This is a genomic window from Desulfovibrio sp. JY (assembly GCA_021730285.1).
Classification (GTDB): Bacteria; Desulfobacterota; Desulfovibrionia; order Desulfovibrionales; family Desulfovibrionaceae; genus Solidesulfovibrio.
In genome coordinates, this window is sequence record CP082962.1 from 3,626,839 (window position 1) to 3,647,599 (window position 20,761).

Genomic DNA, 20,761 nt, shown 5'->3' on the forward strand with positions numbered 1-20,761 from the left:
TGGGAACGGAGGGGATGGACGATCCCGTCCGCCTGATCGAGGCGCTGCGCAGCCATATGCTGTCTGTCGGCGAGGAGCTGGGCAGGATTCTCGACCTGCTCGCCCATCTGCCCTTTCCCTGCATGACGGTCATCTGTTCGGGGGAAGTGAGCTGGCAAAACGAATCCATGGAACACTTCCTTGAGGGGCAGGGGCTGACCGGAACGGCCGATCCGGTGGCGGCCTTTTGCGCCAGGACCAGCGCCGGGAGCTGGGAAAACCTCCGCAGTGGCGAGTGGACCGGTGCGGGCCTGCGTCTGGACGGTCCCCAGGGGGAGCGCCTGTTGCAAGCCGACGTGGTCCCGTTGGAAAAGGACGGCGGCTGTTATCTCTGCGTCTTGCAGGACGTGACGAAGCGTCACCGCGAAGCCGAGCGCTTGAAAGCCCGGCATGCCGCTCTCAGCGACGCCAATGCCCAGGTCGGCGCCCAGGCCGCCGCCTTGGAGGCGCTGGCCCGGGACATCGGGAGCTCCCTGGAGGGATTGGTCGCGACGATGGACCTGTCCAAGGTCCAGTCCGGCCAGGTGGCCCAGACCATCCAGGAAATGACCGACAACGTGCGCGTGATGGCCACCCAGGCGGCGGAGACGGCCCAGGCCGCGACAACGGCCGGCGATCGCGCCCGCGAGGGCCTCGAAACGGCCGATCGGACCGCGGCGGTTTCCCGTACCCTGGTCTCGTCGTATGACCAGCTGCAAACGATCCTGTCCCAGCTCGTGCGACAGGTCGAGAGCATCAGCACCGTGGCCGGCCTCATCTCGGATGTCGCCGACCAGACCAACCTGTTGGCCTTAAACGCCGCCATCGAGGCGGCCCGGGCCGGGGAGGCCGGGCGCGGGTTCGCTGTGGTGGCCGACGAGGTGCGAAAGCTGGCCGAAAAAACCTTGACCGCCACCCGGAAAGTGCATGCGACCATCCAGGCCATCGGCTCTTGCTCCAAGCAGGCGGTCGCATCCATGGCCAGCACCCGCCGGGAACTGGACACGTCGTTCGATCTGGTCCAGTCGGTGGAAAGCAAGTTCAAGGCCATCGCCGGGGCCATGGTGACCGCGTCGCGCGCCATCAAGGACATTGCCCAGCGGGCCGAGAAGCACTGCGCCACGGGTTTCGAGCTCAACATGTGCGCCATCAACGTGACGGACAGCACAGAGGATATGTGCGAACAGGTCCATGACGCCAGCCGGGAGCTGAGCCGGCTCGTCGGCGAAGCCGGCAAGGCGCGCCTGCTCGCGGCGGCGTCCGGGCCGACGGAGCCGGTCGCCCTGGCCGAAGCGAAATGACGGCGTCGACCGGCGGCCTTCAGGGGATTGCCGGCCGGGAAGATCGTGAAAAAGGGCCGTGGCGGCTCGCAGACATCCGCCACGGTCCTTTCTTCGGCCCAGTATGTCGGATGAATGCTTTCGGGCCTCGGCCCCATCAATTTCGATGGCTTGATCGAAATCCTGGAACCGGTTATTCTGGCCGACTCACGGAAGCGTTTCGTCACCGGTGTGGCGCCTGGACTTCAAATCCAGTGTGCGGTCGAGAGGTCGCAGGTAGGTTCGACTCCTATACGCTTCCGCCATCATTGAATAATTTCAGATTTGTCGGTGCTTCCTCGTCCCACCATTTCTCTCCATATTGATTTTTTGCTCCAATTTTGCTCCACTTGCTCCAACAGAGAGGTGGAGCGATGGCTACATTTCGCAAGCGTGGAAACCTCCAGTGGGAGGCCCGGATTCGCAAGTGCGGCTATCCCACGACGTGCAAGACCTTTGGCACCAAGGCCGAGGCCGAGCAGTGGGCAAAAGGCGTTGAAACCGAAATGTCCAAGGGGCAATTCGTCTCGACCAAAGCGGCCGAGGGCTACACCCTGGCCGAATGTCTCGACCGATACAAAGAAGAGTACCTGCCACGGCTCAAAAATCCGCAAAGCGAGATATACCGGGCTGACCGTCTCAAAAGACGTGCCCTGGGCCTTCGGATCATGGCGACGATCCGCTCTACAGATATTGCGGATTATCGGCGCGAACGGGAAACAGAAGGTGTTTCGGCCAACACGATCCGTTTGGAGCTGGCGCTACTTTCGCGTCTTTTCAACTTCGCCAAAAGCGATTGGGGCATGGAAAGCCTGACCAATCCCGTGCAACTTGCTGCCAAGCCAAAATTGCCGTCTTTGCGAGAAAGACGACTTGAACAAGGGGAAGAAGAAAAGCTTTTTGAAGCTATTGGCAATGACTTTGAATTTTCTGCAATAATAAAAATCGCTTTGGAAACGGCCCTTCGCCGAAGTGAAATCGTCAGTCTTACGTGGAAAGATGTTGACTTGCGTAATAAGACCGTATTGTTGCAAGATACAAAGAATGGAACATGTCGCACAGTCCCCTTGTCAAAAAAAGCTCTTGAGGTGTTTCAAGGACTCCATAGGCATATTTCAGGAAAGGTTTTTCCGAGTTGTACTGTCCCGCAGTCGCTTTCAAAAAAGATGGCAAAAGCCTGTCAAAGGGCCGGGCTGGCGGACCTTCGCTTTCATGATTTGCGCCATGAAGCCACCAGTCGTTTTTTTGAGCATACCGACCTGGATGTGATGGAAATCAAGGCCATTACCGGGCATAAGTCCTTGCAAATGCTGGCGCGATATACGCATTTGCGAACAGCAAGCCTCGCGGCGCGCCTGGACGGGGCGAAGCGGGGAGAACTCAGGCCTGTACAGGACCAACGCGAACCCGACAGACATACCGGTATGATGCAATACTGACCTTGGAGGATGCAGCAGCCATGGCCACACTGGGGTTCGGCAACATCAGGAAGCTCCTTTTGGAGATGGCTCAGCACCATTGCGTGGAGGAGGTGCTGCATCTCGCCGTGGAAACGTTGGCGGATATGGCAAATGTCGCCCTGGTCCGGGTCTGGCTCATCGAAGCAGGCGACCGCTGTGTTGCCTGCGCGCACAACGCGCAATGCCGCGACAAAGGCCATTGTCTGCATCTCAAGGCCAGTTCTGGCAGATCTATCCTCTCCGGCGGTAAGGCCTGGGGGGAGATCAAAGGCTCTGCTTTCAGCCGCTTTCCCATCGGCATCCGCAAGGTCGGGCAAATCGCCCAAACGGGAAGACCGCTCGAAATCTCGGAGATCAATGCCAACGAGCAATGGCTGGCCGATCCGGCCTGGGCCCGTCGGGAAACGATCAAGGGGTTTGCCGGACAGCCGCTCATCTGCCGTGACGAAGTGCTCGGGGTGTTATCTGTCTTCACGCGGGTGGTTCTGGAGCAGGACACCCTCGACATGCTGCGCATGGTGGCCGACCATCTGGCCTACGCCATCGCCAACGCCAGGGCGTTCGAACTGGTCGACCAGCTCAAGCAGCAAGTCGAACTGGAAAATGCCTACCTGCGGGAAGAAATCAACGAAGTTCAGGCGTTCAAAGGCATTATCGGACAGACCGAGGGCATCGAGCACATCCGCAAGCTCATCCGCATGGTCGGTCCCACCGACGCCAACGTGCTCATTTACGGCGAGTCCGGCACAGGCAAGGAAATGATCGCCCGCGAGATACACAATTGCAGCGGGCGCCACGACAAGCCGATGATCAAGATCAACTGTTCCGCCATTCCCCGGGAACTGTTCGAAAGCGAATTCTTCGGCCACGCCCGCGGTGCCTTCACCGGGGCCGTCAAAAATCGCATGGGATACTTCCAGGCGGCCGATGGCGGCACCTTGTTCCTCGACGAGGTGGGCGAAATTCCGGTCTATCTGCAAAGCAAGCTGTTGCGCGTGCTCCAGGAGGGCGAGTACCAGCGGGTCGGCGAGGATGCCGTCCGTAAAGTCAATGTCCGGATCATTGCGGCAACCAACCGCGATTTGCAGGCGGAAATCCAAACCGGGCAGTTCCGCGAGGACCTCTATTATCGGTTGCAGGTGTTTCCCGTGACGGTGCCGAGCCTGCGCGAACGCAAAAAAGACATTCCGCTGCTTGCCGCGCACTTCATCGACCTGTGCAGCCAAAAGATGAACCGGCCGTGCCCGCGACTCTCCGAAGGGCAACGCCAGCGCCTCGTTGCGTATGACTGGCCGGGGAACATCCGCGAACTTCAAAACATCGTGGAACGCATCGTCATCACGGCCCAGCCGGATCAGGTTCTGCTCGAACTCGACCGCTCTCCTGCGGCCGTCTGCGAAGAACTGGCGGACCCACCGGCCATGATCCTGCCCAAACGCGTGCTCACGGAACAGGAACTGCGCGATCTGGAAAAAAGCAACATGCAGGAAGCCCTGCGCCAAATGAACTGGCGCATCTACGGACCGCGCGGCGCCGCGAAACTGCTCGGCATCAACCCGACGACCCTCATTTCCCGCTTGAAGAAACTCGGCATCTACGTCTCCCGGGTGCAACCGCAAGAGTAGCCGTTTGCGCGCGCCGGCATGGGGCGACCGAATTCTCCCGGGTATTTTGGGGGCAGCAACAAAACGGCTTATACGGAACAAATATTGCAGAGAGCATTCCACTATGTTGTACAAAAAAATGGAATGCCTTGTCATACTTTTTGTTATGGCAATAGTCTTTGTTGCCGAATACTTCCACATACACGATGTTATTTTTCCTGAAATAGCCGCCTTGGCATTCGGGGCATGGGTCCTGGAAACGCGTCCCTGGCCCGGTCCGGTGTGGACAATATGGTTCTCGCCAACGCTTGGTGCGATTACTGGCGTTGCGATCTTGTATTTTGTACCCTATACATTCACAATAATGGCGTTTATCGCCTTGATCTTCGTCTTAATCGAGCTCAAAATTGCACGATCCTCCATCTCACCTTCCATTTCGGCGGCCATTTTGCCAATGCTTATCAATGCCAAAGGGTTGGTGTATCCTGTCGCTGTTTGTTTGACTACCGGAACTGTCGCATTGATCGCCGCGCATAGAGAAAAACAGCATATCCAGGTCGAAAGGCCATCTTGTGACAACAACGGCGAAACTGTTGCAAACAGTGACAGACTGACAAAGAAGTGCTTCCATTATAGCAAGATATTCCTGGCAGTCTTGGCCATTACCTTGCTTGCCGACAAAACGAACGTTCTTTATATCGTCTCACCACCATTGATCGTGGTCTTTTTCGAGCTGGCGCATCCCCAAAGCGTTTTCCCCAAAGACGCCTCTAAAAAACTCTTCTTCATGCTGACCTGTTGTGCTTTGGAGGGCATGTTTTGGGTAGCGTTGGTTGTCGAGTTTTGTTCGGGGCCACGTTGGATTGCGGCGGGGCTCTCCATGGCAACGGCACTCTCCTTGTCGCGCCTCTTTCGTTTGGCGCCGCCACCAGCCTTTGCCTTGGCACTGTTGCCTCTTATTCTTCCGTCTCAAAAGCTCTACAGCTACCCGGCAAGCGTGGTTGTCGGCGCATTTCTTTTTATCGTGTTCGCAAGGTTTTTGTTCGACAAGAAAAGCATTCCGTTGCTCCCATGAGCAACATCCCAGGTGGTCTTTTGAGGCCGAGAAGGAGGGGATTGCAAAAAGGATTATAACGCTAAAAAATACAAATGAAAAATGCTGTCTTTATCGGCCGCCTCATCTGTGCCGCAACGTTGAAAGGAGAGAGAACGTTTCTGACCGATTACACCACGCCCAAAAGCCAGACGCCCAACGGTGCGAAGGCCGCCGTAAGCATGCCGGCCAGAATCATGGCCAGTCCGGCCATGGCCCCCTGCTGCTCGCCCTCCAGCAGGGCCGTGGCCGTTCCCTGGGCGTGGGATGTTGTCCCCAGGGCCAATCCCCGGGCCACGGGGTGCGTGATGCCCACGCGGGTCAGCAGCCAGCCGCCGAGCAGGGACCCCAAGGTTCCCGTGGCAACGACAAAGGCCGCGCTCAGTGCCGGAATCCCCTTATAAATGCGCGCGATCTCCACGGCGAAGGGGATGGAAACGCCCTTGGGCAAAATGGAGACGACCACCGCCTGCGGCAGCCCGCCGACCTTGGCCGCATATCCGGCCGAAAGCATGGCCAGAAGCGATCCGGCCGCGACACTGGTCAGGATGGCCGGGCCATAGACGTACAAGAGCCGGCGATGCCGGTACAGCGGTACGGCCAAGGCGACCGTCGCCGGCCCCAAGAGCATCGTCATGGCGTCCTTGGCCGGCACATAGGCCGCGTACGGGATGTCGCAGGCGACAAGCAGGCCGATGATCACGCCGGCGCTCAGGGCCACGACGTTGAGCAGCGGATGGTTGAAACGGAGGGAAAGGCGCCGGATACCCAGATACACGAGCACGGTACCGGCACTGTACCCGAGCAGGGAGAGGAGGTCCTGCATCAACGTTTCCTGTGCAGCAAAAGTGTCACGAAGCCGACCGACAGCAGCGGCAAAAGCGAACTGATCAGGATGGCTGCGAAAAGCACCATTCCGTAATGGCTGAAGACTTCTCCCCATTCCATGAGGCCGACGGCAATAGGGATGAAAAAAAACACCAGGTGGCGCAAGAGAAAATCCGCTGTCCGCTCCACCTGCTCAAGCCTGATCACCCCGAGACACAGCAGGCTGAAAAGGACAAGCACGCCGAGGACGTTGCCCGGCAGCGGCCAGTGGGCCCAGCCCACGAACCGGTTGCAGCCCCAGGATATCCCCCACAGGATCGCCAATTGTCCAAGGCAGCGCAGGATATTCGCTCCGTAGCGCCTGGGCCCCGATCCCGGCTGTTTTTCGCTTTCCAAAACATCCCCTTTTCGCGTTTGCCCCAATGACCGTGCAAACGCCTTGTCCGATACGCAACCACGCACCGGTTGACAATGGCTGCGGGCACAGGGCATTGGCGTTGCAATAGCCGAGCCAGGCGCCTTGGTCGTTGCACCGGCGGCCTCGGCGCGGCCGACAGACGGGGGCCTGTGCTGCCCATGCCCCCGTCCCCAGAAGCGGTCCCTGCGGGCAAGCGCTGGAGTGACAATGAAAGTTCGTTTATAATGGTTTTATTCTATTATAAACAATGAATTTTCGTTGTTTTCTTTTTTCCAACGCCCGTTCCTCCCTTCTTTTTGTGTGTATGCACTTGTGGTGTTGTCGTCGTAATATCATAAATTCATTTACTTTTTAGGACATGCTTTGGCCTAAGGCACAGACTGCGGCACTATCCTTGCTTTGCCGCCGGGGAACATCTGGCTGGGCTCTGCCCGTTCGGCTGCCGTTCCCAAGTCTTGCCCGCATCCGGATTGCGGCGGCAACCCTGGCTGCGCGCAACGAACCCCACAGGCCTGTCCCAGTCGCGATATGCGCAACCACTCGCCAATGCGAAAGGAGAACGCCCATGGCAAAACACCAGACTCCGCTGCTCGATCAGCTCGAAAGCGGGCCCTGGCCCAGCTTTGTGTCCGACATCAAGCAGGAAGCGGCCCGACGCGCCGCCAACCCTGACGGCATCGAATTCCAGATTCCCGCGCAATGCGCCGACGACCTGCTCGGCGTCCTGGAACTTTCCTTCAAGGATAAGGAGACCCACTGGAAACATGGCGGCATTGTCGGCGTCTTCGGCTACGGCGGCGGCGTCATCGGTCGCTACTGCGACCAGCCCGAACAATTCCCGGGCGTGGCCCACTTCCACACCGTCCGTGTGAACCAGCCCTCCGGCAAGTACTACACCACGGAATACTTGCGCGGCGTCATGGATATCTGGGACATGCGCGGTTCGGGCCTGACCAACATGCACGGCTCCACTGGTGACATCGTACTGCTCGGCACCACGACGCCGCAGCTCGAAGAAGTCTATCACGACCTGTCGCACAAGATGCGCACCGACCTCGGCGGTTCCGGCGGCAACCTGCGTACCCCGGCCGACTGCCTGGGCCAGTCCCGCTGCGAATTCGCCTGCTACGACACCCAGGACGTGTGCCACACCCTGACCAACGACTACCAGGACGAGTTGCACCGCCCGGCCTTTCCTTACAAGTTCAAGTTCAAGTTCGACGGCTGCCCCAACGGCTGCGTCTGCTCCATCGCCCGTTCCGACTTCTCGGTCATCGGCACCTGGAAAGACGACATCCGCATCGATCAGGACCGCGTGCGCGCCTATGTGGCCGGCGAGTTCAAGCCCGGCGGCGGCTCCCACAGCAGCCGCGACTGGGGCGCCTTCGACGTGGTCAAGGAAGTCGTGGACCGTTGTCCCACCAAGTGCATGCGCTACGACGGCGTCACGCTCGCCATCGACAACAGCAACTGCACCCGTTGCATGCACTGCATCAACACCATGCCGGCAGCGCTTAAGATCGGCAAGGAAACCGGGGCGTCCATCCTGCTTGGCGCCAAGGCCCCGATCCTGGACGGCGCGCAAATGTCCTCCCTGCTCGTGCCCTTCATCGTGGTGGAAAAGCCCTATGATGAGATCAAGGAAGTCATTGAGAACATCTGGGACTGGTGGATGGAAGAAGGCAAGAACCGCGAGCGCGTGGGCGAGACCATGAAACGTCTCTCCTTCCAGCGCCTGCTCGAAGTCACCAAAATCAAGGCCATGCCGCAGCACGTCAAAGAGCCGCGTTCCAACCCGTACATCTTCTTCCGGGAAGAGGAAGTGCCCGGCGGCTTTGCCCACGACGAAGCGGCCTATCGCCAGAGACACATGAGATAAAGGGGGGAGTATACAGATGGCGTTTATTTCTTCCGGGTACAATCCCGCCAAGCCCATGGATGGCCGGATCACGGATATCGGTCCTCGGCATTTCGAAGAATTCTATCCGCCGGTTATCAAAAAGAACAAAGGCCAGTGGGACTACCACGAGATCGTCAAGCCCGGCGTGCTCAAGCACGTAGGACTCTCCGGCGACGTGGTCTACACCGTACGCGCCGGCGGCGCCCGCCTCATGAGCGTCACCCACGTCCGCGAGATCTGCGAGATCGCCGACAAGCACTGCGGCGGCCACCTGCGCTTCACCACGCGTAACAACGTGGAATTCATGGTCGATAACGAAGCCTCTCTGGATGCACTCATCGCCGACCTCGAGTCCCGCAAGTTCGCCGGCGGCAGCTACAAGTTCCCCATCGGCGGCACCGGCGCCTGCGTGTCCAACATCGTCCATACCCAGGGCTATGTGCACTGCCACACCCCGGCCACCGACGCCTCCGGCCCGGTCAAGGCCGTCATGGACGAGATGTTCGAGTACTTCCAGTCCATGACCCTGCCGGCCATGGTCCGCATCTCGCTGGCCTGCTGCCTGAACATGTGCGGCGCCGTGCACTGCTCCGACATCGGCATCGTCGGCATCCACCGCAAGCCGCCCATCGTCGAGCACGACCGTCTGGACAACATCTGCGAAATCCCCCTGGCAGTCTCCGCCTGTCCCACCGGCGCCATCAAGCCGACCAAGGTGGAGATCGACGGCAAGAAGGTCAACTCCGTCGCGGTCAACGCCTCGCGCTGCATGTACTGCGGCAACTGCTACACCATGTGCCCGGCCATGCCGCTCGCTTCCGGCGAGGGCGACGGCATCGTGCTCATGGTCGGCGGCAAGGTGTCCAACCGCATCTCCATGCCCAAGTTCTCCAAGGTCGTTGTGGCCTACATCCCCAACGAGCCGCCGCGCTGGCCGACGCTGACCAAGATGATCAAGCACATCGTCGAGGTCTACGCCGCCAATGCCATGAAATATGAGCGGTTAGGTGAATGGGCCGAGCGCATCGGCTGGGAAAAGTTCTTCGAGATGTGTGATCTTGAGTTCACCCACCACTGCATCGATGACTTCCGTGATCCGGCCTACTACACGTGGCGCCAGAGCACGCAGTTCAAGTTCACCAAGCACGTCGAGGCCTGAGCATCAACCATCCGGGCGGGGAGAAAAGCTCCCCGCCCGGGTCAAAGCCAAGGTACGGGTGTTGTACCTGGCTTTTCTTTGCCAGGGAGACGACCGCGCGTGGATAGGGCCGTGAAGAGGCTGCTCTTCGCGTTTATCCTTGTCCGATGTGTTTGAAAGACATCGGCGATAGGGGTATTGCCTGGGGCGCGATGCAGAGGCCCTGACCGAATCCGTTCACACCCATCAGGAGATTTTCCACAGTGGACATCCCACGGATATTCACCATCACTGAAAGTGCTCACCGCATCCACAACCCGTTCACATCAGAAAAGCTTACCACTCTCGGCGCGGCGCTGCGTCTGGAACCGGGGACCCGGGTGCTCGACCTCGGCAGCGGTTCGGGGGAGATGCTGTGCACCTGGGCCCGCGATTACGGCGTCATCGGCACCGGCATCGACATGAGCCCGTTGTTCACCGAGCAAGCCAAACGCCGTGCCGGAGAACTCGGCGTCGCCGATCACGTCACGTTCATCCACGGCGATGCTGCCGGCTATGTCTCTGAGGAGAAGGTGCGTGTGGCAGCCTGTGTTGGCGCCACGTGGATCGGCGGTGGGGTCGGCGGCACCATCGAGCTTCTGGCGCGAAGCCTTCGCGCCGGAGGGATCATCCTTGTTGGTGAACCCTTTTGGCGTCGGTTGCCGCCGACGGAAGATGTCGCCAAGGGGTGTCTTGCGGGCGCAATCTCCGACTTTCTCATGCTTCCGGAACTTCTCTCGTCTTTCGGCCACCTTGGCTACGACGTCGTGGAAATGGTTCTGGCTGACCAGGACGGCTGGGACAGATACGAGGCGGCCAAATGGCTCACCATGCGCCGATGGCTTGAGGCCAATCCCGGCGACGAATTCGCGAAAGAGGTTCGAGCCCAATTGACCTCGGAACCCGTGCGCTACGCCACGTACACACGTGAGTACCTGGGCTGGGGTGTGTTCGCGCTGATGGCGCGCTGATACCGCAGTGATGCGTTGGCGGAAGTTCGACTCCTCCAGGCTTCCGCCATCCCTGGTTTTTCTCTTTTTCTTCTTTCACGAATTCCCAAGGGCATAGGCTGCTCGTCCCTCCCAGGCCGCACCGATGGGCCAGCCCCCAGCGTTCCCCCCTTCGCGCGACGTTCACTCTGGGCAGATGCCAGCATCTCCGGTCGCAAGCCGCTGTGCTCTCGCGCGCAGCGGCTTGCGACCAGTGCGCCATGCCGATCCGAGGGGGCGGGAACGAGGAATGTGCGTCTTCGCCGATTCTGTTTCTGGGCAAAACCATTTTTACCTGATAAGGGAATAACGCGTCCCTCCGCCTGAACGCTTAACAGCACGGATATAGACATGTCCTTTGCCAAAACCGTCCGCAAGGCCCTTGTCATCGGCATCGACGGCCTTGATCCGAACCTGTGCCGCGCCCTGGCCGGCCAGGGGAAACTGCCCCATTTGTCCCGCCTGGCCGAAGTCGGGACCTTCGCCGACCTGGCGACCGTCAACCCGGCCCAGAGTCCGGTGGCCTGGACCTGCCTGGCCACGGGAACCAATCCCGGCGCCCATGGCGTCTACGATTTCATCGTGCGCGACCCGGCCACCTACCTGCCGCGCCTGTCCCTGACCAGACCGGGACCGGGCGGAACGCCGGCTCCCGCCTACGATACCCCGACCTTTTTCGATGTGGCGTCCGGAGCCGGGTTGCCGGTCACGGCTGTGCGCTGGCCCGTGACCTATCCGCCGGCCTTTGCCGGGGCCAAGGTGCTCTCCGGGCTTGGCGCGCCCGACGTCAAGGGGCGGCTTGGCAACTACGTCCACTACGTGGAGGTCCTTCCCGCCGGCGGCGGGGCCGGACGCGGCCGGGTGGAACAGGTGCGCTTTGCCGACGTCCGGGCGCGCATCGCCATAGAGGGACCGATGGCGATCGTGGCCGGCAAGCGGAGCATGGCCCGCACGGAGATGGCGCTTACCCGGCAGGACGGCAGACTCCATTACGCCGTTGGCGAGCAACACGGAGAACTTGCCCCTGGGGAGTGGTCGCCCTATCTGACGCTTTCTTTTCCCCTGGCCGACGGCCGGCTCGTGACCGGGGTGACGCGGCTTTTCTGCGGTCGCCTTGAGCCCTTGGAGCTCTACTGCGGGCCGGTGCAGGTCGACCCACGCGCGCCGAACCTGCCCGTGGCTTCGCCCGAGGGCTATGCGGCCGAATTGGCGGCGGCCCTCGGCGGCCCGTATTCCACCCTGGGCATGCCCGAGGAGACCAAGGGGCTTACCGACGGCGTGGTGACGGACGAAGCCTTTCTGGCCTTTTGCGACGACGTGACGGCCGAGCGAGAGGCCATGCTGGAGCATGAACTCGGCCGCTTCACCGAGGGCCTGCTTTCCGTCGTCTTTGACACCTCGGACCGCATCCAGCACTGCTTCTGGCGCTACCACGATCCGTCCCACCCGCTTTTCGATCCCGCTGCGGCGGCGCGGCTCGGCCCGGTCATCGAAAACCACCTGGTCCGCATGGACGCCATGGTCGGCCGGGTAGTGGAGGCCGCCGGCGACGACACGGCCCTTTTCGTCTGCTCGGACCACGGCTTTTGCTCCTACGCCCGGTCCTTCGATGCCAATGCCTGGCTGGCCCAGGCCGGCTACCTGAAACTCAAGCCGCATGATCCCGCCGATAATGGTGAGCTTTTCAAGTATGTGGACTGGTCGGGCACCCGGGCCTACGCCCTGGGTTTCGGTTCTATCTATTGCAACCTGGCCGGTCGGGAGCGAAGCGGCATCGTGGCTCCGGGGCAGCCCGCCCGGGATTTGGCCGACGAGATCGCGGCGCGCCTCACGCGGCTTGATGATGGCGGCCGGCCGGCCGTGGCCGCCGTGCACCGCAAGGAGGCGATCTACAGCGGCGAAAAGTTTGCCGCGGCCCCGGATCTGGTGGTCGGACTGCGACCGCCGTACCGCATGGCCTGGACCGCGGCCATCGGCGGCGCCTCGGCGGCAGTTTTCACGGATAACAGGCAGAAGTGGTCCGGGGACCATTGCGTGGACGCCTCGTTCGTTCCGGGCGCGCTTTTTTCCAACCTTCCCCTGCCGGGCGCGGCCGGCGGCGTGGTTTCCCAGACGCGTCTTGCGGCCACGGTCTGCCACGTCCTGGGGCTTGCGCCGGCGGACGGCATGGAGCCCGATCTGGTGGGTGGGGGAGAGCGTCCTTGACGGCCGGGCGTACCGGATTTATTAATTTCTAAAATTAATTATTAGAAAGGCACAACAATGGCTGAAGATCTCAATGCCTGCGCCCGCGAGCTTTTGGAAGTCATGCCACTGGTGATGCAGGAGCTGCGGCAGACCATGCGCAGCCACAGCGCGCCGGATCTGCGCGTGCCGGAACTGCGCAGCCTGGCTTTTTTGCGGCACAGCCCAGGGGCCAATCTGACCGATCTGGCCGAATATATCGGCGTTTCCCTGCCGTCCATGTCCAAACTCGTGGACGCCCTGGCCTACCGCGGCTTTGTCGAGCGCAAGCCCGATCCCTCGGACCGGCGGCGGGTACGCCTGAGCCTGACCGAGGAGGGGACAACCGTGCTGTCCAAGGCCCGCGAGGCGGTCAAGGCCAAGTTCGTCACGCGACTTGCGCGCTTAAACGCCGAGGACCTCGCCCTTGTGACCACGGGCATGGGGCTTTTGCGGGAACTCTTTTCCAATACGACCGCCGCGCCGGAAACGGGCGGGATCAAGCAGCCCGAGCCCGAAATCGCCGGAGCCATCCGGGCCTGACGCGTCAGCCTGGTCGCGACGCCAACCAGCCCACCTGGGTCTCGCCCGGGGGATGGCCGTGTTGCGCCCCTGCCGGGCCGGACCGTTCGTCCGGGTGCGCGCAGGCGGCCGGTGTCGGCCCCTCGAAAAAGAGGAATCGTTCTTCATGGAACATGTCGTCAACGGGAAGAACGGTGGGGGGCTGCGCCTGCGTTCGCGGCAATCCCTGGACCGTTTGGCCCGATCGTTTCGCCATCGTAATTTCCGGCTTTTCTTCGCCGGGCAATTCATCTCCCTCGTCGGCACCTGGATGCAGTCCGTGGCCGTCTCCTGGCTGGTCTACCGGCTCACGGGGTCGAGCCTGGCCCTGGGCCTGGTCGGATTCGTGGGCTATCTGCCCGTGTTCGTGCTCGGGCTCTGGGGCGGTTATCTGGCCGACCGGGGCAACAAGCGTTCCCTGCTGATCGTCACCCAGACGGCGGCCATGTTTCAGGCGCTGGCCCTGGCGGCGATCACCCTGACCGATACGGCCACGGTGTGGCTGGTCGGCGCGCTGGCCATGGTCCTTGGCACCATTAACGCCGTGGATATGCCGACGCGGCAGGCCTTCGTGGTGGATATGGTGGGCAAGGAGGACCTGCACAACGCCATTGCGCTCAATTCCTCCATGTTCAACAGCGCCCGGGTGCTTGGTCCGGCCGTGGCCGGGATACTGGTGGCGACAGTGGGAGAGGGCTGGTGCTTTTTTATCAACGGCATAAGCTACCTCGCCGTCATCGCCGGCCTCTTGATGATGCGTCTGCCGCCGTCCCCGCCGCGCCCGAAAACGGTTTCCATGGCGGATCATATGCGCGCGGGCATCCGCTACGCCGCAAACGACCGGCCCATGCGGGCCATTTTGACCGGGCTTTGCCTGACAAGCCTTTTCGGCGCGTCCTACATGGTGCTCATGCCGATTTTCGTGGACACGATCCTGGCCCATGGCGCTTCGGGGCTCGGGTTTCTCATGGCCGCGACGGGGTTCGGCAGCGTGATCGCGGCGCTGACCCTGGCCGTGCGCAAGGAGAGCGCGGGGCTTGACCGGGTGCGGGTGTTCGCCGGCCTCGGCTTCGGCCTGGCGCTCATCGTCTTTGCTCTGTCCCGGTGGTTTTGGCTGTCCATGGCGCTGGCCTCGGTGCTGGGCTTTTGCCTGATCCTCTTTTTCGCTGCCGCCAACACCCTGCTCCAGTTGCGCAGTCCCGACGCCATGCGGGGGCGGGTCATGGCGCTTTATTCCATCACCCTCGTCGGCATGGCCCCCTTTGGCTCGCTTTTCGCCGGGACCATGGCCAGCCTGATCGGCGCGCCGGCCACGGTGCTCCTTTCCGGCGTCATCTGCGCCGTCGGTGTCGGCTGGCTGGCCCTCCGGCAGCCTGGAGCCGATCCCGCCACGGGCGACACACCCCGGACATCCTAAAGAGGGCGCGACGCGCGGATCTTGTGGAACTGCCGAGGCGAACGAGCCCGGAGCAACGCCCCGGACGCATGCCAAAGGGAGGATGGTGGCCGGAAGCGGGGAAAGGGCAGGCAACAAAAAAGCCCCATGGCATGGGGCTCCAAGCAGAAGATGCGGGCGTCGTTGTCGCGTCGGGGACTGGCCGGCGTCCCGTTATCTTTTGGTTGGCGGCATGCCCCATAAAAAAAGCGCGAGTTGCCTCGCGCTTTCAAGGGAAGCCGGACACCCGGCAACAACCGTTACCGCTGCTTCCTTTCGGACCTGACGGGGTTGGCGGCGCAACCGCCGCCCGGCTTCCCCAAAATTCGTGGCGGAGAGGGAGGGATTTGAACCCTCGGTACCCGTTAAGGTACATACGATTTCCAATCGTACTCCTTCGGCCGCTCGGACACCTCTCCGCAAGAGCAAAGTTGTATAGCTGTCCCTCCTGATTCTGGCAAGCAAAAAAAGCGGGTTAGGCCAATTTTTTCCCGGTCAGCACCGCGTAGGCCGTCAGGTACTTCTCCCGCGTCTTGGCCACCACGTCCTCGGGCAGGCGCGGCGCGGGCGGCTTCTTGTCAAAGCCGACCGAGGTCAGCCAGTCGCGCAGGTACTGCTTGTCGTAGCTCGGCTGGGAGTTGCCCGGTTTGTAGCCTTCCGCCGGCCAGAACCGCGAGGAATCGGGGGTCAGGACCTCGTCGATGAGGATGAGCCCGTCATCGGTCTGCCCGAACTCGAACTTGGTGTCCGCGATGATGATGCCGCGCCCCCGGGCATAATCCCGGGCCTTGGCGTACATGGCGAGGCTCAGTTCCTCCACCTTGGCGCACAACTCGACGCCGATCATGTCCTTGGCCTTGGCGAGCGTGATGTTCTCGTCGTGGGCGCCGAGGTCGGCCTTGGTCGAGGGCGTGAAAAGCGGTTCGGGCAGCATGTCCGATTCGACCAGTCCGGCCGGGAGCGCGTGGCCGCAGACCTTGCCCGTGGCCTTGTAGTCCTTGAGCCCCGAGCCGGTGATGAACCCGCGCACGATGCACTCGATGGGCAGCGGCTTGGCCTTCCTGGCCACCACCGACCGGCCGGCGAGCTGTGCGGCGTAGGGCGCGCAGGCGGCCGGAAAATTCGTTACTTCCGTGGCCAGCAGATGGTTGGGGACCATGTCCTCGAACATGTCCATCCAAAAGAGCGTGATCTGGTTGAGGATGACGCCCTTTTGCGGGATGGGGTCGGGCATGATCACGTCATAGGCCGAGATGCGATCCGTGGTGACGATTAAAAGGCTCTCCGGGGAGAGGTCGTAAATATCGCGGACCTTGCCCCGCGAGCGCAGGGTCAGGGCCGGCATATCGGTCTGGGCGACGGCGTCCATGGCAGGTTCCTTATTTGTCGTTGAAGCGGCATTCCACGCTGCGGGCGTGGGCTTCCAGGTTTTCCAGCCGGGCCAGCCGGGCGATCTTCGCGCCATGGGCGGCGATATAGCCCGGAGCGGCGGCGATCAGGCTGGTTTTCTTGGTGAAGGTGGCAACCGACAAAGCCGAGGAGAACCGCGCCGTGCCCATGGTCGGCAGCACGTGGTTGGGGCCGGCGAAATAATCGCCCACCGGCTCGGGGCAGTGGTTGCCCATGAAAACCGCGCCGGCATGGCGCACCTGGCCGACGAGCGCCCAGGGATCGGCCACGCACAGCTCGAAATGCTCCGGGGCAATGGCGTTTATGAGCTCCATGCCGACGGAAAGGTCCGGCACGACGGCCAGCGCCCCGTAGTGGGCCAGGGATGCGGCGGCGATGTCGTTTCGCGGCAGATCGGCCAGTCGCCTGACCAGGGCCTCGCAGGTGGCGTCAAGGAGCTTTTCGTCCGAGGAGACGCAAACGGCCGCGGCCATGGGGTCGTGTTCGGCCTGGGACAGCATGTCCGCGGCCAGCCAGTCGGGATTGGCCGAGGTGTCGGCCAGGATGGCGATCTCGCTCGGGCCGGCGATCATGTCGATGCCGATCGTGCCGATCAGCATCCGCTTGGCCGTGGTCACGTAGATGTTGCCCGGCCCGGCCACCACGTCCACCGGCGCGATGGAGGCCGTGCCGTAGGCCAGGGCGGCAATGGCCCAGGCGCTGCCGACCCGGTAGATTTCGTCGATGCCGAGGACCTTGGCGGCGGTCAGGATATAGGGATTGAGCGATCCGTCCTGGCGTGGGGGCGAGACGACGACGATGCGCGGCACGCCGGCGACCTGGGCCGGGATGGCGTTCATGAGCAGGCTGGAGATAAGCGGGGTCTCGCCGCCGCGTCCGCCGGGCACGTAACAGCCGGCCGCGTCCACCGGGGTGACGATCTGGCCGAGCATGGTGCCATCGGCCGAGGGCATCCACCAGGAGCGCTCTTTTTGGGCGGCGTGGAAGGTGCGGATATTGTCCGCCGCCTCCTCGATGATGGCGCGGTCGGAAGCCGGCACGGCCGCAACGCCGGCGGCGATGTCGGCGGCGGAGACGCGCAGGCAGGCGGCGTCGAAGGTTTTGCAATCAAAACGGCTGGTCAGTTCGATCAAGGCTTCGTCGCCGCGCGTGGCCACGTCGTTCAGGATGTGGCGGACCTTGTCCTCCGCGTCCGAGGCGGCCGCCGTGCGTCCGGCGAGCATGTGCCGTAGCGCCCCGAAATCGTCGGGGCCGGAAATGGTAAATCGTGGGCAGGGCATAGGATATCCTTAGGGATAAGGCATTGCAGAGACGTGCGCCAACTCCCGGATTGGGGTCGCGCCGAACCTCCAGGCATGTAAGCGTATACCCGGCAAATGTCGAGAAGGCATGGGGGAGGGGAGTTCTTCGGGGGCCAGGGGGAATTTTCCGAAAAGCTCCCCCCTGGCATCTTTACTACGACGTACTAGCCGAAGAGCTTCTTCTTGCCTTCGATCAGTTCCGTCACCACGCTCGGATCGGCCAGGGTCGAGGTATCGCCCAGGCTCTCCACCTCGTTGGAGGCGATCTTGCGCAAAATGCGCCGCATGATCTTGCCGCTTCGGGTCTTGGGCAGTCCCGGCGCGAACTGGATCACCTCCGGCGCGGCGATGGGGCCGATCTCCTTGCGCACATGGAGCTTGAGCGTTTTGAGCAGCTCCTCGCTTTCCTCGTAGCCGGCCTTGAGCGTCACGTAGGCGTAGATGCTCTGGCCCTTGACCTCGTGGGGCATGCCGACCACGGCCGCCTCGGCCACGGTCGGATGGGACACCAGGGCCGATTCGATCTCGGCCGTGCCCATGCGGTGGCCGGAGACGTTAATGACGTCGTCCACCCGGCCCATGATCCAGAAATAGCCGTCCGTGTCGCGTCGCGCCCCGTCTCCGGATTCGTAGCTCCCCTTGAACCCGGCGAAATACTGCTGCTTGAAGCGTTCCGGCGCGTTCCAGATGCCGCGCAGCATGCCCGGCCAGGGTTTGCGAATGACCAGGAACCCGCCCTGGTTGGGGCCGACTTCCTTGTTGTCGGTGTCCACGATGATGGGGTCGATGCCGGGCAGGGGCAGGGAGGCAGAGCCCGGTTTGAGCATCGTGGCGTAGGGCAGGGGAGAGATCATGAGCCCGCCGGTCTCGGTCTGCCACCAGGTGTCGACGATGGGCAGTTTCCCGTGGCCGATGTGCTCGTGGTACCACATCCAGGCCTCGGGGTTGATGGGCTCGCCCACCGAACCGAGGATGCGCAGCGACGACAGGTCGTGCTTCTGGGTCCAGGCCGGGCCGGAACGCATCAGCGACCGGATGACTGTCGGCGCGGTGTAAAAAATGTTGACTTTGAACTTCTCGCAGATCTGCCAGAAGCGGTCCGGAGCCGGGTAGGTGGGTACGCTCTCGAACATGAGCGAGGTGGCCCCGAGCGCCAGCGGCCCGTAGACGATGTAGGAATGTCCAGTGATCCAGCCTATATCGGCCGTGCACCAGTGGATGTCGTCGTCGTGCAGATCGAAGACGAGCTGGCTCGTGTGGGCGGCATAGGTCAGGTAGCCGCCGGTGGTGTGGTAGACGCCCTTGGGCTTGCCCGTGGAACCGGAGGTGTAAAGAATGAACAACACGTCCTCGGCGTCCATGGGCTCGGGCTCGCAGCAGCCCTGGACATCGTGGTCGCTCATGACGTCGTGCCACCACAGGTCGCGGCCGGGGAACATCTCCACCTCGTTGCCGGCGTGGCGCACCACCACGACCTTCTCGATGCTGGCGCATTCCTTGACGGCTTCGTCGGCGTTGGGCTTAAGCGGTATGGTCTTGCCGGAGCGGATGACGGCGTCGCTGACCACCAGCACCTTGGCCTCGCAGTCGTTGATGCGGTCACGCAGGCTGTGGGACGAAAATCCGGCGAAGATGATGCTGTGCGGCGCGCCGATGCGGGCGCAGGCCAGCATGGCAATAGCCAGCTCCGGAATCATGGGCAGATAGAGGCTTACCCGGTCGCCTTTTTTCACGCCCATTTTTCGCAGCACGTTGGCGAACCGGCAGACATCGTCGTGGAGCATCTGGTAGGTGTAGGTGCGCACATCCCTGTCGTCCTCACCCTGCCAGATCAGCGCCGCCTTGTTGCGCCGGCCATCGGTCAAATGCCTGTCCAGACAGTTATAGGTGGCGTTGAGCTTGCCCCCGGCGAACCATTTGATCTCCGGCTTGTCGAAATCGTATTCCAGGACCGTGTCCCAGGGCCTAAACCAGGTGAGCAGCTCGGTGGCGCGCTCACCCCAATAGCCGTCCGGGTCCTCGATGGAACGCTTGTAAATGGCGTTGTATTCTTCGATGCTTTTGATGTGGGCGCGCTCGCGGCCTTCTTCCGGCGGCTCGTAGCGGCGTTGTTCGTGCATGAGGCTTTCGATGTTGTCTGCGATCATGTTTTCCCCCCGGGTTGGGTGATGTGGTCGAATCGAAGGCGAGCTTGCCGAAAAGCAGCCGGCCCGGCCAGAATTTTTCGATGAAAGGCGGCTTGCAACCAATAAACCGATCGGCCCCTGGCGCAAAGGCCGTTTATCGAGAATTCCGCGCCGTTCGTCGAAAGAGGGCCGGATTTTGGGCGGTGCCGCATCCATAAAGCCGACCTGATGTGCGGCGGGGGATTGCCAAAGGCCCTCATCCAAAAAAAACACGCCTTGCCATCGAGCCCGGCCACCAGCCGCTTTGCAGCTATTTCCCTATTACACGAGCTGGTTACCCATGGGAAGCCCACGAATAGGCCCCTCCTGCCAGGGCAGCGCTCTCAAGAGATGGTTGCCGTGTCGATAAAATAAGACGATTCTGGCATGATGAGTGCATGTTTTATCTCGACCCACCTTTGCTTCCGGAGGGCCAATCATGCAGCCGAAAACCTGTGGCGAATGCGCGCAATGGATGTGCACCTTGCCAGGACGGCGCAAGGACGACGCGCCCATGGAACGGGTGTGCGCCAAGGGGGGCCGCTGTGTCTGCCACACCATGCTGGCCGATCCGGCCTGCTTTGAGCCCGTTGTCGGGACCGCCTCCCGACCAGACGGAAACGAAGCGGCCACCTGCGGCGACTGCGAGGAATGGCGCCGATCCCCTCATGGGCGTCGGCGGGAAGACTGCGAAGCATACCGGCTTTGCTCCAAAGGCGGCAGGCTCGTTTGCCGCACCATGCGCGCCGATCCCTTCTGCTTCGTTCACCGGGCGGCATGTGCCATGTAAAGGCCGATGGGGCGCATTGCGAACCAGCGGTTCCCGCCGGCAAAAAATGCCTTTTGGGCTTTTCCCGCAC

Annotated in this window: 16 protein-coding genes, 2 tRNA genes and 1 other RNA gene; 12 read left to right on the forward strand and 7 right to left on the reverse strand. The window is 62.0% G+C overall.

The annotated features are described in order from the left end of the window. Nucleotides 1-14: 14 nt before the first annotated feature. The 5 genes from K9F62_16145 (at nt 15) to K9F62_16165 (ending at nt 5,476) form a co-directional block, all read left to right on the forward strand. Nucleotides 15-1,319, forward strand: a complete 1,305-nt coding sequence (locus K9F62_16145) for a hypothetical protein (protein UJX40219.1) — start codon at nt 15-17, stop codon at nt 1,317-1,319. Nucleotides 1,320-1,509: 190 nt separating this feature from the next. Beyond that, nucleotides 1,510-1,603 (forward strand) — tRNA-Sec (locus K9F62_16150). A 108-nt stretch (nt 1,604-1,711) separates the two neighbouring features. Next, nucleotides 1,712-2,776, forward strand: a complete 1,065-nt coding sequence (locus tag K9F62_16155; GenBank protein ID UJX40220.1) for a site-specific integrase — start codon at nt 1,712-1,714, stop codon at nt 2,774-2,776. Between the two features lie 20 nt (nt 2,777-2,796). Beyond that, nucleotides 2,797-4,422 carry a sigma 54-interacting transcriptional regulator gene (locus K9F62_16160; protein UJX40221.1) on the forward strand — a complete coding sequence of 542 codons (1,626 nt, stop codon included), beginning with the start codon at nt 2,797-2,799 and terminating at the stop codon, nt 4,420-4,422. Nucleotides 4,423-4,525: 103 nt separating this feature from the next. Next, nucleotides 4,526-5,476, forward strand: a complete 951-nt coding sequence (locus tag K9F62_16165) for an HPP family protein (protein ID UJX40222.1) — start codon at nt 4,526-4,528, stop codon at nt 5,474-5,476. Nucleotides 5,477-5,624: 148 nt separating this feature from the next. On the opposite strand, the gene K9F62_16170 is transcribed toward K9F62_16165, so the two are convergent. Both K9F62_16170 and K9F62_16175 read right to left on the reverse strand, forming a co-directional pair. After that, the gene (locus K9F62_16170) at nt 5,625-6,320 is read right to left on the reverse strand and encodes an LrgB family protein (GenBank protein UJX40223.1); all 696 of its coding nucleotides are present in this window, start codon (nt 6,318-6,320) and stop codon (nt 5,625-5,627) included. After that, entirely contained in the window at nt 6,320-6,814 is a 495-nt protein-coding gene (locus K9F62_16175; protein UJX40224.1) for a CidA/LrgA family protein, read from the reverse strand. The genes K9F62_16170 and K9F62_16175 overlap by 1 nt, the downstream gene beginning before the upstream one ends. A gap of 491 nt (nt 6,815-7,305) precedes the next feature. Here K9F62_16175 and dsrA point away from each other — a divergent pair, with 491 nt between their 5' ends. The 6 genes from dsrA to K9F62_16205 all read left to right on the forward strand — a co-directional run bounded on the left by dsrA (nt 7,306) and on the right by K9F62_16205 (nt 15,007). After that, nucleotides 7,306-8,619, forward strand: coding sequence for a dissimilatory-type sulfite reductase subunit alpha (gene dsrA / locus K9F62_16180; GenBank protein UJX40225.1), 1,314 nt, complete (start codon nt 7,306-7,308; stop codon nt 8,617-8,619). Nucleotides 8,620-8,635: 16 nt separating this feature from the next. After that, nucleotides 8,636-9,799 carry a dissimilatory-type sulfite reductase subunit beta gene (gene dsrB / locus K9F62_16185; protein ID UJX40226.1) on the forward strand — a complete coding sequence of 388 codons (1,164 nt, stop codon included), beginning with the start codon at nt 8,636-8,638 and terminating at the stop codon, nt 9,797-9,799. Nucleotides 9,800-10,041: 242 nt separating this feature from the next. Continuing rightward, nucleotides 10,042-10,788 (forward strand): class I SAM-dependent methyltransferase, encoded by a 747-nt coding sequence (locus tag K9F62_16190; GenBank protein ID UJX40227.1) that lies wholly within the window; start codon nt 10,042-10,044, stop codon nt 10,786-10,788. 369 nt (nt 10,789-11,157) lie between these two features. Continuing rightward, a complete protein-coding gene (locus tag K9F62_16195) occupies nt 11,158-13,011 on the forward strand; it encodes an alkaline phosphatase family protein (GenBank protein ID UJX40228.1) in 1,854 nt (617 codons plus the stop codon). A 57-nt stretch (nt 13,012-13,068) separates the two neighbouring features. Next, nucleotides 13,069-13,572 (forward strand): MarR family transcriptional regulator, encoded by a 504-nt coding sequence (locus tag K9F62_16200; GenBank protein ID UJX40229.1) that lies wholly within the window; start codon nt 13,069-13,071, stop codon nt 13,570-13,572. A gap of 145 nt (nt 13,573-13,717) precedes the next feature. Further along, a complete protein-coding gene (locus K9F62_16205) occupies nt 13,718-15,007 on the forward strand; it encodes an MFS transporter (GenBank protein ID UJX40230.1) in 1,290 nt (429 codons plus the stop codon). Nucleotides 15,008-15,252: 245 nt separating this feature from the next. On the opposite strand, the gene ffs is transcribed toward K9F62_16205, so the two are convergent. The 5 genes from ffs to acs all read right to left on the reverse strand — a co-directional run bounded on the left by ffs (nt 15,253) and on the right by acs (nt 19,883). After that, nucleotides 15,253-15,348: signal recognition particle sRNA small type (gene ffs, locus K9F62_16210), an RNA gene on the reverse strand. A gap of 6 nt (nt 15,349-15,354) precedes the next feature. Further along, nucleotides 15,355-15,444, reverse strand: a tRNA-Ser gene (locus K9F62_16215). Nucleotides 15,445-15,500: 56 nt separating this feature from the next. Then, nucleotides 15,501-16,394: a phosphoribosylaminoimidazolesuccinocarboxamide synthase gene (locus K9F62_16220; protein ID UJX40231.1), complete on the reverse strand. Its 894-nt coding sequence runs from the start codon at nt 16,392-16,394 to the stop codon at nt 15,501-15,503. Nucleotides 16,395-16,404: 10 nt separating this feature from the next. After that, nucleotides 16,405-17,715, reverse strand: coding sequence for a histidinol dehydrogenase (gene hisD, locus K9F62_16225; GenBank protein UJX40232.1), 1,311 nt, complete (start codon nt 17,713-17,715; stop codon nt 16,405-16,407). 185 nt (nt 17,716-17,900) lie between these two features. Beyond that, on the reverse strand, nt 17,901-19,883 hold the full coding sequence (gene acs / locus K9F62_16230) for an acetate--CoA ligase (protein UJX40233.1): 1,983 nt from the start codon (nt 19,881-19,883) through the stop codon (nt 17,901-17,903). Nucleotides 19,884-20,340: 457 nt separating this feature from the next. Here acs and K9F62_16235 point away from each other — a divergent pair, with 457 nt between their 5' ends. Next, the gene (locus K9F62_16235; GenBank protein UJX40234.1) at nt 20,341-20,691 is read left to right on the forward strand and encodes a hypothetical protein; all 351 of its coding nucleotides are present in this window, start codon (nt 20,341-20,343) and stop codon (nt 20,689-20,691) included. The last annotated feature ends 70 nt before the right edge of the window (nt 20,692-20,761 follow it).

Excerpts from the sequence above, each read along its gene's own strand:
- K9F62_16160 (UJX40221.1), top strand. The coding sequence starts at position 2,797 with ATGGCCACACTGGGGTTCGGCAACATCAGGAAGCTCCTTTTGGAGATG.
- K9F62_16235 (UJX40234.1), top strand. The coding sequence starts at position 20,341 with ATGCAGCCGAAAACCTGTGGCGAATGCGCGCAATGGATGTGCACCTTG.
- K9F62_16170 (UJX40223.1), bottom strand. The coding sequence starts at position 6,320 with ATGCAGGACCTCCTCTCCCTGCTCGGGTACAGTGCCGGTACCGTGCTC.
- dsrB (UJX40226.1), top strand. The coding sequence starts at position 8,636 with ATGGCGTTTATTTCTTCCGGGTACAATCCCGCCAAGCCCATGGATGGC.
- acs (UJX40233.1), bottom strand. The coding sequence starts at position 19,883 with ATGATCGCAGACAACATCGAAAGCCTCATGCACGAACAACGCCGCTAC.
- K9F62_16165 (UJX40222.1), top strand. The coding sequence starts at position 4,526 with ATGTTGTACAAAAAAATGGAATGCCTTGTCATACTTTTTGTTATGGCA.
- K9F62_16155 (UJX40220.1), top strand. The coding sequence starts at position 1,712 with ATGGCTACATTTCGCAAGCGTGGAAACCTCCAGTGGGAGGCCCGGATT.
- K9F62_16220 (UJX40231.1), bottom strand. The coding sequence starts at position 16,394 with ATGGACGCCGTCGCCCAGACCGATATGCCGGCCCTGACCCTGCGCTCG.
- K9F62_16175 (UJX40224.1), bottom strand. The coding sequence starts at position 6,814 with ATGCCCTGTGCCCGCAGCCATTGTCAACCGGTGCGTGGTTGCGTATCG.
- K9F62_16145 (UJX40219.1), top strand. The coding sequence starts at position 15 with ATGGACGATCCCGTCCGCCTGATCGAGGCGCTGCGCAGCCATATGCTG.
- hisD (UJX40232.1), bottom strand. The coding sequence starts at position 17,715 with ATGCCCTGCCCACGATTTACCATTTCCGGCCCCGACGATTTCGGGGCG.
- dsrA (UJX40225.1), top strand. The coding sequence starts at position 7,306 with ATGGCAAAACACCAGACTCCGCTGCTCGATCAGCTCGAAAGCGGGCCC.
- K9F62_16200 (UJX40229.1), top strand. The coding sequence starts at position 13,069 with ATGGCTGAAGATCTCAATGCCTGCGCCCGCGAGCTTTTGGAAGTCATG.
- K9F62_16195 (UJX40228.1), top strand. The coding sequence starts at position 11,158 with ATGTCCTTTGCCAAAACCGTCCGCAAGGCCCTTGTCATCGGCATCGAC.
- K9F62_16205 (UJX40230.1), top strand. The coding sequence starts at position 13,718 with ATGGAACATGTCGTCAACGGGAAGAACGGTGGGGGGCTGCGCCTGCGT.